The organism is Streptomyces sp. NPDC001443 (assembly GCF_053597355.1).
The window spans coordinates 20,565-35,319 of record NZ_JBSFIA010000002.1; the positions used below are offsets into that span (position 1 = coordinate 20,565).

General features: G+C 67.1%; 13 protein-coding genes. 7 read left to right on the forward strand and 6 right to left on the reverse strand.

Annotated features, from left to right (window positions below; translation table 11 throughout):
* Positions 1 to 391 precede the first annotated feature (391 nt).
* A complete protein-coding gene (locus tag ACWC24_RS02960; protein WP_450661073.1) occupies positions 392 to 1,729 on the forward strand; it encodes an MATE family efflux transporter in 1,338 nt (445 codons plus the stop codon).
* A gap of 180 nt (positions 1,730 to 1,909) precedes the next feature.
* On the opposite strand, the gene rplI is transcribed toward ACWC24_RS02960, so the two are convergent.
* From rplI to rpsF, 4 genes are all read right to left on the reverse strand, one after another.
* Positions 1,910 to 2,356: a 50S ribosomal protein L9 gene (gene rplI / locus ACWC24_RS02965; protein WP_062927880.1), complete on the reverse strand. Its 447-nt coding sequence runs from the start codon at positions 2,354 to 2,356 to the stop codon at positions 1,910 to 1,912.
* An 18-nt stretch (positions 2,357 to 2,374) separates the two neighbouring features.
* A complete protein-coding gene (gene rpsR / locus ACWC24_RS02970; RefSeq protein ID WP_003949403.1) occupies positions 2,375 to 2,611 on the reverse strand; it encodes a 30S ribosomal protein S18 in 237 nt (78 codons plus the stop codon).
* 82 nt (positions 2,612 to 2,693) lie between these two features.
* Positions 2,694 to 3,275 carry a single-stranded DNA-binding protein gene (locus tag ACWC24_RS02975; protein ID WP_450661074.1) on the reverse strand — a complete coding sequence of 194 codons (582 nt, stop codon included), beginning with the start codon at positions 3,273 to 3,275 and terminating at the stop codon, positions 2,694 to 2,696.
* A gap of 77 nt (positions 3,276 to 3,352) precedes the next feature.
* Positions 3,353 to 3,643 carry a 30S ribosomal protein S6 gene (gene rpsF, locus ACWC24_RS02980; protein WP_010353482.1) on the reverse strand — a complete coding sequence of 97 codons (291 nt, stop codon included), beginning with the start codon at positions 3,641 to 3,643 and terminating at the stop codon, positions 3,353 to 3,355.
* Positions 3,644 to 3,929: 286 nt separating this feature from the next.
* Between rpsF and ACWC24_RS02985 the strand changes: the two genes are divergently transcribed.
* The 3 genes from ACWC24_RS02985 (at position 3,930) to ACWC24_RS02995 (ending at position 6,660) form a co-directional block, all read left to right on the forward strand.
* On the forward strand, positions 3,930 to 4,241 hold the full coding sequence (locus ACWC24_RS02985; protein ID WP_450661075.1) for a hypothetical protein: 312 nt from the start codon (positions 3,930 to 3,932) through the stop codon (positions 4,239 to 4,241).
* Between the two features lie 200 nt (positions 4,242 to 4,441).
* A complete protein-coding gene (gene femX / locus ACWC24_RS02990; RefSeq protein WP_152888332.1) occupies positions 4,442 to 5,563 on the forward strand; it encodes a peptidoglycan bridge formation glycyltransferase FemX in 1,122 nt (373 codons plus the stop codon).
* Between the two features lie 65 nt (positions 5,564 to 5,628).
* On the forward strand, positions 5,629 to 6,660 hold the full coding sequence (locus tag ACWC24_RS02995) for an alanine racemase (RefSeq protein ID WP_384727156.1): 1,032 nt from the start codon (positions 5,629 to 5,631) through the stop codon (positions 6,658 to 6,660).
* A gap of 97 nt (positions 6,661 to 6,757) precedes the next feature.
* Here the strand turns inward: ACWC24_RS02995 and ACWC24_RS03000 are convergent, their stop codons facing one another.
* Together ACWC24_RS03000 and ACWC24_RS03005 are read right to left on the reverse strand one after the other, a co-directional pair.
* Complete coding sequence (locus ACWC24_RS03000) at positions 6,758 to 8,257, reverse strand: glycosyltransferase family 87 protein (RefSeq protein WP_450661076.1); 1,500 nt, start codon at positions 8,255 to 8,257, stop codon at positions 6,758 to 6,760.
* A gap of 129 nt (positions 8,258 to 8,386) precedes the next feature.
* Positions 8,387 to 11,095 (reverse strand): transglycosylase domain-containing protein, encoded by a 2,709-nt coding sequence (locus tag ACWC24_RS03005; RefSeq protein ID WP_450661077.1) that lies wholly within the window; start codon positions 11,093 to 11,095, stop codon positions 8,387 to 8,389.
* A gap of 374 nt (positions 11,096 to 11,469) precedes the next feature.
* Between ACWC24_RS03005 and ACWC24_RS03010 the strand changes: the two genes are divergently transcribed.
* From ACWC24_RS03010 to ACWC24_RS03020, 3 genes are all read left to right on the forward strand, one after another.
* Positions 11,470 to 12,153 carry a PadR family transcriptional regulator gene (locus ACWC24_RS03010; protein WP_450661078.1) on the forward strand — a complete coding sequence of 228 codons (684 nt, stop codon included), beginning with the start codon at positions 11,470 to 11,472 and terminating at the stop codon, positions 12,151 to 12,153.
* A gap of 43 nt (positions 12,154 to 12,196) precedes the next feature.
* Positions 12,197 to 13,279 (forward strand): inositol-3-phosphate synthase, encoded by a 1,083-nt coding sequence (locus tag ACWC24_RS03015; RefSeq protein ID WP_385538213.1) that lies wholly within the window; start codon positions 12,197 to 12,199, stop codon positions 13,277 to 13,279.
* 126 nt (positions 13,280 to 13,405) lie between these two features.
* Positions 13,406 to 14,668: an MFS transporter gene (locus ACWC24_RS03020; protein WP_450661079.1), complete on the forward strand. Its 1,263-nt coding sequence runs from the start codon at positions 13,406 to 13,408 to the stop codon at positions 14,666 to 14,668.
* Positions 14,669 to 14,755 lie beyond the last annotated feature (87 nt).

Genomic DNA, 14,755 nt, shown 5'->3' on the forward strand with positions numbered 1-14,755 from the left:
GATGAGAGGCCCAGACTCCGGTTCCGTCGCGTCTGTTTTGTGACGGTTCTCTGGCCGACGAACGGAGCGGGCGCCGGACCACGGTAGGCCTGCTGGCGGCGTCAGCCAATCTGGTTATCCACAGGCCATGTGGACGACGGCCCCGATGCTGTGGAGAACTTCGCAAAACCTGTGTACGACCCGGTGGACAGGCCTGTGAACAAGCTCCCATCCTCACCGGAACAAGCGCTTTGACCAGGCACTTTCCCATCCACGGGCTGTGCAGAAGAAAAACTTTCCCGGTCGGGCCAAGATCCCTTCGAACGCTGCGCGAAAGTCCACACAGCTCGAAGAGTGGTAAGGGTCACCAATGCTTTGCGTCTCTTACCTGTGGACGGTTAGATTAGTGCTCATGACACAGGCTCCCGCGCCCGCCAGGACCGTCCGGCGACAGCACGACCGCGAGATCGTCGCGCTGGCCGTTCCGGCCTTCGGCGCACTCGTCGCCGAGCCTCTCTTCGTCATGGCCGACAGCGCCATCGTCGGCCATCTCGGCACCTCACAACTCGCCGGACTCGGCATCGCCTCGGCGCTTCTCACCACAGCCGTCAGCGTCTTCGTCTTCCTCGCCTACGCCACCACGGCAGCCGTGGCACGCCGTGTCGGCGCAGGCGACCTCCAGGCGGCCATTCGCCAGGGCATGGACGGCATCTGGCTGGCGCTGCTGCTCGGTGCCGCCGTCATCGTCACCGTGCTTCCCTCGGCTCCAGCCCTCGTGAACCTCTTCGGCGCATCGAACACCGCGACCCCGTACGCGACCACCTATCTGCGCGTCTCCTCGCTCGGCATCCCGGCCATGCTGGTCGTGCTCGCCGCCACCGGAGTACTGCGCGGCCTGCAGAACACCAGAACACCGCTCTACGTCGCCATCGGTGGCTTCATCGCCAACGCGGTCCTGAACATGGGCCTCGTCTATGGCGTCGGACTCGGCATCGCCGGCTCCGCCTGGGGCACCGTCATCGCGCAGTACGGCATGGCCGCCGTCTATCTCGCCGTGGTCGTCCGCGGAGCCCGCGAACACGGAGCCTCACTGCGTCCCGACGCCAAAGGGATCAGGGCTTGTGCACAGGCCGGTGTGCCTCTGCTGGTCCGCACTCTCTCCCTGCGGGCGATTCTGATGATCGCCACGGCTGTCGCGGCCCGTCTCGGCGACGCCGACATCGCGGCACATCAGATCATCCTGTCCTTGTGGAGCCTGCTGGCCTTCGCTCTCGACGCCATCGCGATCGCGGGGCAGGCCATCATCGGACGGTACCTCGGCGCCGACGACGCCCTGGGCGCCCGCGAAGCCTGTCGTCGCATGGTGCAGTGGGGCATCGCCGCCGGCTTCACACTCGGCCTGCTCGTGGTACTCGCGCGCTCTCTGTTTTTGCCTCTGTTCACCAGCGACCTTCTGGTGAAGGAAACCGCCCTGCCGGCACTGCTCATGGTGGCGCTCTCGCAGCCCGTCTGCGGCATCGTCTTCGTTCTGGACGGCGTCCTGATGGGAGCGGGCGACGGTCCGTATCTGGCCTGGGCCATGGTGGCGACCCTGGCGGTCTTCGCTCCGGTGGCGCTCCTGGTACCGCTTCTCGGCGGTGGTCTGACCGCATTGTGGGGAGCCATGTCACTGATGATGGCCGTGCGCATGCTGACGCTGTGGCTGCGCACCCGCTCCGGACGGTGGGTCGTCGTGGGGGCTACGCGCTGACCGTTTCACGTGAAACCGACGTTTCACGTGAAACATGCCCACCACCGCACCGGCCGCGAGGCTGATGGCAGGCCCATCGACTCCCATGCCCCTGGCGGCGCCACTCGTTCCAGTCATGCGGAAGGGGCCGCACCCTGACGGGTACGGCCCCTTCCCGGCTGTTCAAGCCAAGCGCGGTGATCAGGCCGCGACGACCTCGATGTTGACCTTGGCGGCAACCTCGGGGTGCAGACGCACGGACGTCTCGTGGGCGCCCAGCGTCTTGATCGGCGAGCCGAGCTCGATACGGCGCTTGTCGACCTCGGGGCCACCGGAAGCCTTGATCGCCGAGGCGATGTCGGCCGGGGTGACGGAACCGAAGAGACGACCGGCGTCGCCGGAGCGAACGGCCAGGCGGACCTTGACGCCCTCGAGCTGGGCCTTCACGGAGTTGGCCTGCTCGATGGTCTGGATCTCGTGGATCTTGCGAGCACGACGGATCTGCTCGACGTCCTTCTCGCCACCCTTGGTCCAGCGGATAGCGAACTTCCGCGGGATCAGGTAGTTGCGAGCGTAGCCGTCCTTGACGTCCACGACGTCGCCCGCGGCACCGAGGCCGGAGACCTCGTGGGTGAGGATGATCTTCATGAGTCGGTCACCCTTCCCTTATCGCGCGGTGGAGGTGTAGGGCAGCAGCGCCATCTCACGGCTGTTCTTGACGGCCGTGGCGACGTCACGCTGGTGCTGCGTGCAGTTGCCGGTCACGCGGCGGGCACGGATCTTGCCACGGTCGGAAATGAACTTCCGCAGCATGTTCGTGTCCTTGTAGTCCACGTACGTGACCTTGTCCTTGCAGAAAGCGCAGACCTTCTTCTTAGGCTTGCGCACAGGCGGCTTCGCCATGGTGTTTCTCCTGTGTGATCAAGAAGTTGGGTTACGACCCGCCTTCGACCCGGTCGGGCCCGAAGGGGCCCGGCCCGTAGGCCTAGAAGGGGGGCTCGTCCGAGTAGCCGCCACCGCCGCCGGAGTTTCCACCCCAGCCGCCGCCACCCTGGTTGCCGCCGGCGGGAGCGCTGGAGGCCCACGGGTCGTCGGCAGGAGCGCCGCCGCCCTGCTGGCCGCCGCCGGAGCCTCCGCCCCAGCCGCCGCCACCCTGGTTGCCACCGCCGCCGTAACCACCCTGGCCGCCCTGGCCACCGCGGCCGGCGGTCTTGGCGACCTTGGCCGTGGCGTTGCGCAGGCTGGGGCCGACTTCCTCGACGTCCAGTTCGTAGACCGTGCGCTTGACGCCCTCGCGGTCCTCGTAGGACCTCTGCTTCAGTCGGCCCTGCACGATGACGCGCATGCCCTTCTGAAGCGACTCGGCGACGTTCTCCGCCGCCTGACGCCAGACCGAGCAGGTCAGGAACAGGCTCTCGCCGTCCTTCCACTCGTTCGTCTGGCGGTCGAAGGTGCGGGGAGTGGACGCGATGCGGAACTTCGCGACCGCCGCACCGGACGGGGTGAAGCGCAGCTCGGGGTCATCGACAAGATTGCCGACGACCGTGATGACGGTCTCGCCTGCCATGGGGGAACCTCTCGGCGGGTTTGCTGCTGGCTGCTGGTGCTGCTACTCGGATCCCGAGATCAGCTGAGCGGGAGAGCTCAGTGGGTCTCGGGGCGGAGGACCTTGGTCCGGAGGACCGACTCGTTCAGGTTCATCTGGCGGTCGAGCTCCTTGACGATCGCAGGCTCGGCCTGCAGATCGATGACCGAGTAGATGCCCTCGGGCTTCTTCTTGATCTCGTACGAGAGACGACGACGGCCCCAGGTGTCGACCTTCTCGACCTTTCCGTTGCCCTCGCGGACGACGGAGAGGAAGTTCTCGATCAGGGGGGCGACAGCGCGCTCCTCCAGATCGGGGTCGAGGATGACCATCACCTCGTAGTGACGCATGTGTAACCCACCTCCTTTGGACTCAGCGGCCACGGTCGTTCCGTGGCAGGAGGGTTGTGATGCGTACGCAACGGTATCGGCCGCCACTGACAATCGGGGGGCCGTCCGACGACGTCCCCGCGCTGGCCTGGGCGGATCCCTGGCTGAGCCTGGGCAGACACCGGTGCAGACGCTACAGACTACCCGCACACCCGCTCCGGTTGAAATCCGAGGGTGGGGACCGTCAATCTGTACACATCGGGTGTGTACGGCGCTACGATGCGCCGCCTTCCGCAGGAGGTGCCCTATGGCACAGGCATTGCGACCCAACACCGTCGGCGGACTCTTCGCCACGGACGGAAAGCCCCATGTACTCCAGGACACCCTGCTCGTGGTGACCCTGGTGCTGGGCATCACGGCTCTCGTCTCGTCGGCTTTCCACAGCCTGCACCTGCTCAGCTCCTGGGCCGGCCTGGTGGGGATCGTCACCGGCGCCTACGGCCAGTGGATCTCCGAGACGACCCGCGAGCGCTTCGGGCTGATCCTGGGCCTCGGTGCCTCGGCCCTCGGCTTCTATCTGGGCATGGCACACGGCGGACTCTTCGGCGGACTTTTCTGAGTCCGCCGAAGAGTCCGCTGAACCACACGAAGACACCACACAAAGACACCGTGTGGACCGCTGCGGATGCCCCGGCCCGTCTCCGTGCCGGGGCATCCCCCCATCCGCCCATTCGAGCCGCTCGCACAGCGCAGTAGGCTTCGCGCGAGAGCCGGAGCCCCTGTACCCATGGGGACAGCCCAGCCCGAGGAGCCCCCCGAATGAGCCTGACCCTGAGGACCATCAGTCGCGAGCAGCATCTGGCCTACATCCAGAGCCTGCCGGCGGCGAGTCACATGCAGGTTCCGGCCTGGGCAGATGTGAAGGCGGAGTGGCGCTCCGAGAACCTCGGCTGGTTCGACGAGCGCACCGGCGAGATGGTCGGCGCCGGTCTGGTCCTCTACCGCCAACTGCCCAAGATCAAGCGCTATCTGGCCTATCTGCCCGAGGGTCCGGTCATCAACTGGTACGCGCCGAACCTGACCGAGTGGCTCGAGCCGATGCTCGCGCACCTCAAGCAGCAGGGCGCCTTCTCCGTGAAGATGGGCCCCCCGGTGATCATCCGGCGCTGGGAGGCCACCTCCATCAAGGCCGGCATCCAGAACCCGGACGTGAAGCGACTGCGGGACATCGAGGCCGACTTCATCGAGCCGCGCGCGTTCGAGGTGGCCGACAAGCTGCGCCGCATGGGCTGGCAGCAGGGCGAGGACGGCGGTGCGGGCTTCGGCGACGTCCAGCCCCGCTACGTCTACCAGGTGCCGCTGGCCAACCGCTCCCTGGAAGAGGTCCACAAGAACTTCAACCAGCTGTGGCGCCGCAACATCAAGAAGGCCGAGAAGGCCGGTGTCGAGGTCGTCCAGGGCGGTTACCACGACCTGGAGGAGTGGCAGCGCCTGTACGAGATCACGGCCGTGCGCGACCACTTCAGGCCCCGCCCGCTGTCGTACTTCCAGCGCATGTGGACGGCCCTCAACACCGAGGACCCCAACCGCATGCGGCTGTACTTCGCCCGCCACAACGGTGTGAACCTGTCGGCGGCGACGATGCTGATCGTCGGCGGCCACGTCTGGTACTCCTACGGCGCCTCCGACAACATCGGCCGTGAGTTCCGGCCCTCGAACGCGATGCAGTGGCGGATGCTGCGCGACGCCTACGCGCTCGGCGCCACGGTCTACGACCTGCGCGGAATCTCCGACTCCCTGGACGAGACCGACCACCTCTTCGGCCTGATCCAGTTCAAGGTGGGTACGGGCGGACAGGCCGCCGAATACCTCGGCGAGTGGGACTTCCCGCTGAACAAACTGCTCCACAAGGCCCTCGACATCTACATGTCGCGACGCTGACCTCACGTTCAGTGCTTCCATACCTCTGACACACCGCTGCCACCAGAAAGGTTCCAGGTCCGGCCATGGCGCTCACCCTCTACGTCGACACCGCGCGCTGGCGGGCGCACCACAAGCACGTGCAGGAGCAGTTCCCGGGACTCGTCCCGGTCTGCAAGGGCAATGGCTACGGCTTCGGTCACGAGCGGCTGGCGGAGGAGGCCACGCGGCTGGGCACGGATGTCCTGGCCGTCGGCACGACGTACGAGGCCGCGCGCATCAAGGACTGGTTCGGCGGCGATCTGCTGGTGCTGACGCCGTACCGGCGCGGGGAGGAACCCGTGCCGCTGCCGGACCGGGTGATCCGCTCGGTGTCGTCCATCGACGGTGTGTACGGCCTGGTCGGCGCCCGGGTGGTCATCGAGGTGATGTCCTCGATGAAGCGGCACGGCATCAGTGAGCAGGACCTGCCCCAGTTGCACTCCGCCATCGAGAACGTCCGTCTCGAGGGCTTCGCGATCCATCTGCCGCTGGACCGGACCGACGGCTCGGACGCCGTCGAGGAGGTCATCGGCTGGATGGACCGGCTGCGCGCGGCCCGGCTGCCGCTGCACACCATGTTCGTCAGCCACCTCAAGGCGCAGGAGCTCGCCAGGCTGCAGCAGCAGTTCCCGCAGACCCGCTTCCGCGCCCGCATCGGCACGCGGCTGTGGCTGGGGGACCACGAGGCCACCGAGTACCGGGGCGCCGTCCTGGACGTGACGCGCGTGGCCAAGGGCGACCGGTTCGGCTACCGGCAGCAGAAGGCGGCCTCCGAGGGCTATCTGGTGGTCGTGGCGGGCGGTACGTCGCACGGAGTGGGGCTGGAGGCCCCCAAGGCCCTGCACGGCGTCATGCCGCGTGCCAAGGGCGTCGCCCGTGCCGGCCTGGCCACGGTGAACCGGAACCTCTCACCGTTCGTCTGGGACGGCAAGCAGCGCTGGTTCGCCGAACCCCCGCACATGCAGGTCTCCATCCTGTTCGTACCCGCGGACTCCGCGGAGCCGAAGGTCGGCGAGGAGCTGGTGGCCCATCTGCGGCACACCACCACCCAGTTCGACCGCATCGTCGACCGCTGAGCGGTGCGGGTCGGCGCTGAGCCGCACGCATACGCCGAAGGCCGTACACGGAGTCTCCGTGTACGGCCTTCGTGTGTCCCGCCCGCGCTCTGTTCGCTCAGAGCGAACCGTCGGTCGGCTCCTGCTTGCCCCACTCCACCTGCGGGCCGTCGAACGGGACGGCGTGCCGTGGCGGATGGGCCGCCGAGCCGAGCACGAACACGTCCTCCGCGCCGTCGAGCACCCCGCCCGAGGGGTCGTCGTCGCCCGCGCGGCGGACCACGTCCCGCTCCGGCATGAGGATGTCACGCACGACGACGCCACACAGGTACAGCGTCCCCAGCAGGTGCACGCCGATGGCCCAGTGGTAGCCGTCGGTCGGCAGACCCTTGTGGGCGTCCCCGCTGGTCGTGTACGCGAGGTACAGCCAGATCCCCAGGAAGTACGCCACCTCGCAGGCCTGCCAGATCAGGAAGTCCCGCCACTTCGGCCGGGCCAGCACGGCCAGCGGCACCAGCCACAGGACGTACTGCGGGGAGTACACCTTGTTGGTGAGGATGAACGCCGCGACGATCAGAAAGGCCAGCTGTGCGAAGCGCGGCCGGCGCGGAGCGGTGAAGGTCAGGGCCGCGATGCCCACGCAGCAGAGCAGCACCAGGATCGTGGCCACGGTGTTGACCGAGTCGGTGCTGAGCGGATGCGTCGAGTTCTGCGCCATGATCAGCCAGAAGGATCCGAAGTCGACGCCCCGCTCCTGGCTGAACGTGTAGAACTTCGACCAGCCCTCGAAGGCGAAGAGCATCACCGGCAGGTTCACCACGATCCAGGAGACCGCCGCGCCTCCCAAGGCCTTGCCGAAGTCCCGCCACTTGCCCGCACGCCAGCACAGCAGGAACAACGGGCCGAGCAGGAAGACGGGATAGAGCTTGGCGGCCGTGGCGAGCCCCAGGAGGACGCCGAAGGCGAGAGAACGGCCCCGCGACCACATCAGCATCGCGGCGGCGGTCAGAGCGACCGCCAGGAGGTCCCAGTTGATGGTGGCGGTCAGCGCGAAGGCCGGCGCCAGAGCGACCAGCAGACCGTCCCAGGGGCGACGGCCGTGCGTGCGGGAGACACAGACGACGATGACGGCCGCACAGGCCATCAGCATCCCCGCGTTGACCATCCAGTACCACTGCTCCTGGTGCTGGATCGTGCCGCTTCCGGGCGTCAGCCAGGCGGCCACCTCCATGAACACACCCGTCAGCACCGGGTATTCGAGGTACTGCATGTCACCGGGGAGCTTGTCGAAGTACGGCACGAGCCCGTCGGCGAATCCGCGTCCCTGATAGAGGTGCGGGATGTCCGAGTAGCACGCGTGCGTGTACTGGGAGCTGGCGCCGAAGAACCAGCCGCTGTTGTAGCACGGCATCTTCTGGACGAGACCGAGGGCGAACATCCCGATCGCCACAAGCGCGACGACCCGTACCGGTGTCCACCAGGACGTGCCCAGCAGGGCACGCCGGCCGATGGGACCGCCGATCAGCTCACTGGCGGCCGCCGCGACCTCGTCGTCCCTGGTCGGCCGTACCGGATCGGGCTCGTGCACGCTCGTCGATGTCGATTCTGCACTGGGCATGGGGCACATCCTGCCGTACGCACCTAGGAATACGCCGAGGGCCGCCACACCTGAATCGGTGTGACGGCCCTCGTTTCACGTGAAACATTCGGACGTTTCACGTGAAACACCCACGCTGGGGACGCGCGACTATCCGGTCGACCCTCCGAAGATGCCGCCCCCGTTGCCGTTGGCATTGCCCTTGGATGTGTCGGCCGTGTCCGTTGCCGTCGGCGAGGTCGTCACGCCGCCGTCCGTGGTGCCGCCGTCGGTGGTGCCGGCGTCGGTGGAACCGCCGTCGTTACCACCGTTGCCGTTGTTGCAGAACCGGGTGAACCGGCAGGTCTCGCTCGCCGAGGGAGAGGGGCTGGTCAGCGTCTCCGAGGGCGTCGGGCTCGGGCTGGCCTCCTCGCTCTCAGTGGCCGAGGGCGTCGGGCTCGGCGTGGGCTCCGCGTTGACGACCTCACCGATGGGCTCGGGGGTCGGGAACTTCTCGGCCTCCTCGCCCTTCAGCGCCTCCGCCATGTAGTCGTGCCAGATCTGGGCCGGGAACGACGCACCGTGGATCTTCTTCTGGCCGCCCGTTCCGTACATCTCGAGGAACGTGCGGTTCTTCTTGGTCTCGTCGTCGTCGTACCGGAACATCGTGATCGACGTGGACAGCTGAGGGGTGTAGCCGACGAACCAGGCCGACTTGTTGCCGTCGGTGGTACCGGTCTTGCCCGCTACATCACGGCCGGGGAGCTGGGCGTTGGTGCCCGTGCCCTTCTCGACCACGGTCTTCAGGACGTCGGTGACGTTGTCGGCGACCGCCGGGGTGAAGGCCTCTTCGGACTTGACCTTGTGCGTGTAGACCGGACCGTCCTTGCTGGTCACCGACTGGACGGAGTACGGGCTCCGCTGCTTGCCGCTGGCCGCGAAGGTGGCGTACGCGCCCGCCATCCGGATGGCGCTGGGGTCGGAGATGCCGATGGAGAAGGACGGGAAGCTGGTGCCGGTCAGGCTGGACTCCAGCAGACCCGCGTCCATGGCCGACTCCTTCACCTTGTCCAGGCCGACATCCATGCCGAGCTGGACGAAGGCGGAGTTGACCGATTCCCGCATCGCCTCACGAAGATCGATCTGGTACTTGGGCGCGTTGCCGTACGAGGCGTTGCCGTCGTTGGTCTGCAGCCACTCCTCGCCCTTCTCGTTCTTCCAGACGTCCCCGTTGTACTCCTTGATCTTGAGCTTGTTCTGACCGCTGAACAGACTCTTCGGAGAGGGGATGGTGCGCTCGTCCTGCGCCTGCGACGCCAGGCCCTTGGGATCCCGGACTCCCCACTTCATCGCCGCGGCAAGCACGAACGGCTTGAACGTGGAGCCGACCTGGGCACCCGTGGTGTCGGCGTTGTCGGTGAAGTGCTTGGTCGCGTCCTCACCGCCGTAGATGGCCTTGATGGCACCGGTCGCCGGATCCACGGACGCCCCGCCGAACTGGACGTGGGTGTCGGTCTCCGGGCGCTCCTTGGGCTTGATGTTCGCCTTCTGGACCTTGGAGACGGCGGCTTCGAGTTCCTTGACCTTCTTCTTGTCGAAGGTCGTGCGGATCGAGTAGCCGCCCTGCGTGAGCTTCTTCTGGGTGATCCCGGTCTCGTCGCTGTGGGTCACCAGGTAGCTGTTGGCAAGGTCGACGAGATATCCGACCTGGCCGCCGAGCTGGGTGTTCGAGCGCGGGTTCTTCCAGTCGGGCATCTTGGTGTACTTGGCCCGGACACTGGCGTCCAGGTGGCCGTACTCGACCATCTTGTCGAGGGTGTCCTGCATCTGGCGCAGGGCCCGCTTGGCGTTCGCGTCGGGAGTGGCGGTCGTGTCGTAGGTGACACCGCCGGCCGGGTCGTAGTACGTGGCGCCCTTGAGCATCGCCGCCAGGAAGGCGCACTCGCCCTCGTTCAGCTTGATGGCGTCCTTGTTGAAGTACGCACGGGCGGCGGCCTGGATCCCGTAGGCGTTACGCCCGTAATAGGCGGAGTTCAGGTACCCCGCCATGATGTCGTCCTTCTTGACCGTGGCGCCCACCTTTATGGAGATGAAGATCTCCTTGAACTTGCGCGTGACGGTCTGCGACTGGTCGTCGAGGCGCGCGTTCTTCACGTACTGCTGGGTGATGGTGGATCCACCCTGCGTCTGACCGCCGCTCGCCATGTTCAGCACGGCGCGGGCGATGCCCTTGGGGTCGATGCCACTGTCGGTGTAGAAGGTCTTGTTCTCCTGCGAGATCACGGCGTACTGCATCGCCTTGGGAATCTGCGACAGGTTGATGATCTGACGGTTGGTCTCACCGCCCGTGGCGACCATCTGTGAGCCGTCGGACCAGTAGTAGACGTTGTTCTGGGCCGTCGCGGTGTCCGCGACGTTCGGCACGCTCACCATGGCGTACCCGACGCCCGCGACGACCACCAAGCTGCCCACGAAGCCGATGCACAGGCCGGAGACGAGCTTCCAGGACGGCATCCAACGGCGCCATCCGTCCTTGCCGTAGCGCGGGTAGTCGATGAGGCGCTTTCTGCCTGGCGCGGCCGTACGCCCCCTGCCTCGTCCAGGGCCGGCGAGGCCGCCTTGGCGACCTCCGGGGCCGTTGTCGGCCACTCTGCGGCGGCCTCCACCTCTCTGCGTCGCGCGTCGGGCCTCGGCACGGCTGCCGTACGACGACTCATCGCCATCCGGCTCATAGGAATCCGACCCGTACGAATCGGACAGAGACCCGGTGGCGCCTCGCGGTGCCGCACGGCGACCGGAGGACGGACCGGACTGGCCACGTCGGGTCGCGGCGCGTCCGCCTCCCTGCGGCTGCGGCGGTTTGCGACGGTGCTCGCTCATCGAACGATTACTCCTCGGGCAGGCGCACCCTTGCGCGCCTGGAAACGGCGGCTGGTTTCCGGTCCCCCCGAAGTACGGATGTGGTCGGTCTCGCATTCACCCGTACTGCACCGAGGACGAGGACGTCCCCAGGCGTCACTCGGTTCCCGGTGGTGTGCATGGCGCACAGACTACGCACCGCCAAAACCCGCCGAGCTCCGAAGTTCACCCCAAATCAGGCAACTTGCACACAACGAATCTGCGATGTGATCCCGTTCACCCTCCCTCCCCTTGTCCCATGAGGAAGGCCGTTCTATCGTGCTGATGTATCGAGTCGATACATCAGCACGACATAGAAACCGTCACGGCCCGTCCGCGGCAGAGAGGAGGCGACGATGAGCCGGCGTTCCGGGATCCTCGAGTTCGCCGTACTCGGCCTGCTCCGCGAATCCCCGATGCACGGCTATGAGCTGCGCAAACGACTCAATACGTCCCTCGGTGTGTTCCGGGCGTTCAGCTACGGGACGCTGTACCCCTGTCTCAAGACGCTGGTCACCAACGGCTGGTTGATCGAAGAGACGGGCCATGCACCCGAGGACGCCCTCGCCGCTTCCCTCGCGGGACGTCGCGCCAAGATCGTCTACCGGTTGACGGCGGAGGGTAAGGAGCACTTCGAGGAGTTGCTCTCGCAGACCGGCCCCGACGCGTACGAGGACGAACACTTCGCCGCTCGCTTCGCCTTCTTCGGGCAGACGTCACGCGACGTACGCATGCGCGTACTGGAGGGTCGCCGCAGCCGGCTGGAGGAACGCCTCGAGAAGATGCGCGCCTCCCTGGCGCGCACCCGGGAGCGCCTCGACGACTACACGCTTGAGCTCCAGCGCCACGGAATGGAGTCCGTGGAGCGCGAAGTGCGCTGGCTGAACGAGCTCATCGAAAGTGAGCGGGCCGGGCGGGACCTCAAAGGTTCCGCCTCCGGGGGGTCCGCTCAGCAGGACAACACATCTGGAGCGACGGGCGGCCTGCCCCGGCCGGGGGGCGACCCCCGGCCGGATACGCCCGACGACACCGCCACGTGAGTCCCATTCAGGGCCTCACTCGTACACACAGGGAGCAACCGGAATGGGTTCGGTTCGCGTAGCCATCGTCGGCGTGGGCAACTGCGCCGCCTCGCTGGTGCAGGGCGTCGAGTACTACAAGGACGCCGACCCGGCGTCCAAGGTCCCGGGCCTGATGCACGTGCAGTTCGGCGAGTACCACGTCGGTGACGTCGAGTTCGTCGCCGCCTTCGACGTCGACGCCAAGAAGGTCGGCCTCGACCTCTCCGACGCCATCGGCGCCAGCGAGAACAACACCATCAAGATCTGCGACGTCCCGAACAAGGGCGTCACGGTCCAGCGCGGCCACACCCTGGACGGTCTCGGCAAGTACTACCGCCAGACCATCGAGGAGTCCGCCGAGGCGCCGGTCGACGTCGTCCAGATCCTCAAGGACCAGCAGGTCGACGTTCTCGTCTGCTACCTGCCCGTCGGTTCCGAGGACGCGGCGAAGTTCTACGCCCAGTGCGCCATCGACGCCAAGGTCGCCTTCGTCAACGCCCTCCCGGTCTTCATCGCCGGCACCAAGGAGTGGGCGGACAAGTTCACCGAGGCGGGCGTCCCGATCGTCGGCGACGACATCAAGTCGCAGGTCGGCGCGACCATCACGCACCGTGTGATGGCGAAGCTGTTCGAGGACCGCGGTGTCCGTCTTGAGCGCACCATGCAGCTCAACGTCGGCGGCAACATGGACTTCAAGAACATGCTGGAGCGCGACCGCCTCGAGTCGAAGAAGATCTCGAAGACGCAGGCCGTCACCTCGCAGATCCCCGACCGCGACCTGGGCGAGAAGAACGTCCACATCGGTCCGTCGGACTACGTGGCCTGGCTGGACGACCGCAAGTGGGCGTACGTCCGCCTCGAGGGCCGTGCCTTCGGCGACGTTCCGCTGAACCTGGAGTACAAGCTCGAGGTCTGGGACTCCCCGAACTCGGCCGGTGTCATCATCGACGCCCTGCGCGCTGCGAAGATCGCCAAGGACCGCGGCATCGGTGGCCCGATCCTGTCGGCCTCCTCGTACTTCATGAAGTCCCCGCCGGTCCAGTACTTCGACGACGAGGCCTTCGCCAACGTCGAGAAGTTCATCAAGGGCGAGGTCGAGCGCTAGGGAGACCGCGCGCCGAGCGTCGGCCGGGCATCACGCCACGACGCCGACACTGCTCCTGCCAGGGCGGTTGAGGGTCCCCGGGTTCCACGACCCGGGGACCCTCCGCCATATGTGAGGCTGTGCCCCATGTCCGTCGTCCGCGATCTGCGCGTCCTGCTGCGCTTCGGGAACTTCCGGCGCCTGCTGGGCGTGAGGTTGCTCTCCCAGGGAGCCGACGGAGTATTCCAGGTGGGCCTCGCCACCTACGTCGTCTTCTCACCGGAGAAGCAGACTTCGGCGTCCGCCGTCGCCTCCGCGATGGCGGTGCTCCTGCTGCCGTACTCCCTGGTGGGCCCGTTCGCCGGCGTCCTGCTGGACCGCTGGCGCCGACGCCAGGTCCTCCTGTACGGCAATCTGCTGCGCACCCTGCTGGCCACGGTGACAGCGGTCCTGATGGTCGGCCATGTCCCGGACTGGCTCTTCTACGTCTCCGCCCTGTGCGTCACCGCCGTCAATCGCTTCGTCCTCGCGGGACTGTCCGCCGCGCTGCCCCGTGTGGTCGACACCGAACGTCTGGTGATGGCCAACTCGCTCTCCCCGACCGCCGGAACGCTGGCCGCGACCGCCGGCGGCGGCCTCGCCTTCACCGTCCGGCTGGTGGTCTCGGACTCCGATGCCGCCGTGGTGCTGCTGGGCGCCACGCTGTATCTGTGCGCGGCCCTCGCGTCGCTGCGGATGGCACCCGATCTGCTGGGCCCCGAGCGCGCGTTGGCGCACCCCAGGCTGACGGCCGCGCTGAGCGGTACCGCCCATGGGCTCGCGGCCGGCGTACGGCATCTCGCCGAGCCGCCCAGGAGAGAGGCCGCCTGGGCGCTGGCCTCGATGACGCTGATGCGGTTCTGCTACGGCGCCCTGACCGTCATGGTCCTGATGCTCTGCCGGTACGCCTGGTCGTCCGGCTCGGACGAGGGACTGGCTCTGCTGGGCCTCGCGGTGGGCATCTCCGGAGCGGGTTTCTTCGCGGCGGCCGTGGTGACACCGGCGGCGGTGGGCCGGCTCGGGCCGGGCCGTTGGATCGTCGCCTGCGCGGCGGCCGCTGCCGTTCTGGAGCTCGCCCTGTTCCTGCCCTTCACCGAAATCGCCCTGTTCGTCGGCGCGTTCGTCCTGGGGCTCGTCACCCAGGGAGCCAAGATCGCCACGGACACGATCGTGCAGTCCTCGGTCGACGACGGCTTCCGCGGCCGGGTCTTCTCCTTGTACGACGTCCTCTTCAACGTCGCCTTCGTCGGCGCCGCCGCGGTGGCCGCCGTGATGCTTCCCGCGGACGGCCGCTCGGTGGCACTGGTGGTGTTCGTGGCTGCGGTCCACGGCGTGGTTGCGCTGACTATGGCCCGCTTTGAGCACCGATAAGTGTCACATCAAAGCCACAGAGTCCTCTCGGGAAAGCAAAGTCGCCAGTGGGGCCCGGTAACTTACCTGGGTCTTACTTCTTCTGAT

What these genes read in the sequence shown, in the direction of transcription:
- ACWC24_RS02960 (WP_450661073.1), top strand. Translation starts at nt 392, where the DNA reads ATGACACAGGCTCCCGCGCCCGCCAGGACCGTCCGGCGACAGCACGAC.
- rplI (WP_062927880.1), bottom strand. Translation starts at nt 2,356, where the DNA reads ATGAAGATCATCCTCACCCACGAGGTCTCCGGCCTCGGTGCCGCGGGC.
- rpsR (WP_003949403.1), bottom strand. Translation starts at nt 2,611, where the DNA reads ATGGCGAAGCCGCCTGTGCGCAAGCCTAAGAAGAAGGTCTGCGCTTTC.
- ACWC24_RS02975 (WP_450661074.1), bottom strand. Translation starts at nt 3,275, where the DNA reads ATGGCAGGCGAGACCGTCATCACGGTCGTCGGCAATCTTGTCGATGAC.
- rpsF (WP_010353482.1), bottom strand. Translation starts at nt 3,643, where the DNA reads ATGCGTCACTACGAGGTGATGGTCATCCTCGACCCCGATCTGGAGGAG.
- ACWC24_RS02985 (WP_450661075.1), top strand. Translation starts at nt 3,930, where the DNA reads ATGGCACAGGCATTGCGACCCAACACCGTCGGCGGACTCTTCGCCACG.
- femX (WP_152888332.1), top strand. Translation starts at nt 4,442, where the DNA reads ATGAGCCTGACCCTGAGGACCATCAGTCGCGAGCAGCATCTGGCCTAC.
- ACWC24_RS02995 (WP_384727156.1), top strand. Translation starts at nt 5,629, where the DNA reads ATGGCGCTCACCCTCTACGTCGACACCGCGCGCTGGCGGGCGCACCAC.
- ACWC24_RS03000 (WP_450661076.1), bottom strand. Translation starts at nt 8,257, where the DNA reads ATGCCCAGTGCAGAATCGACATCGACGAGCGTGCACGAGCCCGATCCG.
- ACWC24_RS03005 (WP_450661077.1), bottom strand. Translation starts at nt 11,095, where the DNA reads ATGAGCGAGCACCGTCGCAAACCGCCGCAGCCGCAGGGAGGCGGACGC.
- ACWC24_RS03010 (WP_450661078.1), top strand. Translation starts at nt 11,470, where the DNA reads ATGAGCCGGCGTTCCGGGATCCTCGAGTTCGCCGTACTCGGCCTGCTC.
- ACWC24_RS03015 (WP_385538213.1), top strand. Translation starts at nt 12,197, where the DNA reads ATGGGTTCGGTTCGCGTAGCCATCGTCGGCGTGGGCAACTGCGCCGCC.
- ACWC24_RS03020 (WP_450661079.1), top strand. Translation starts at nt 13,406, where the DNA reads ATGTCCGTCGTCCGCGATCTGCGCGTCCTGCTGCGCTTCGGGAACTTC.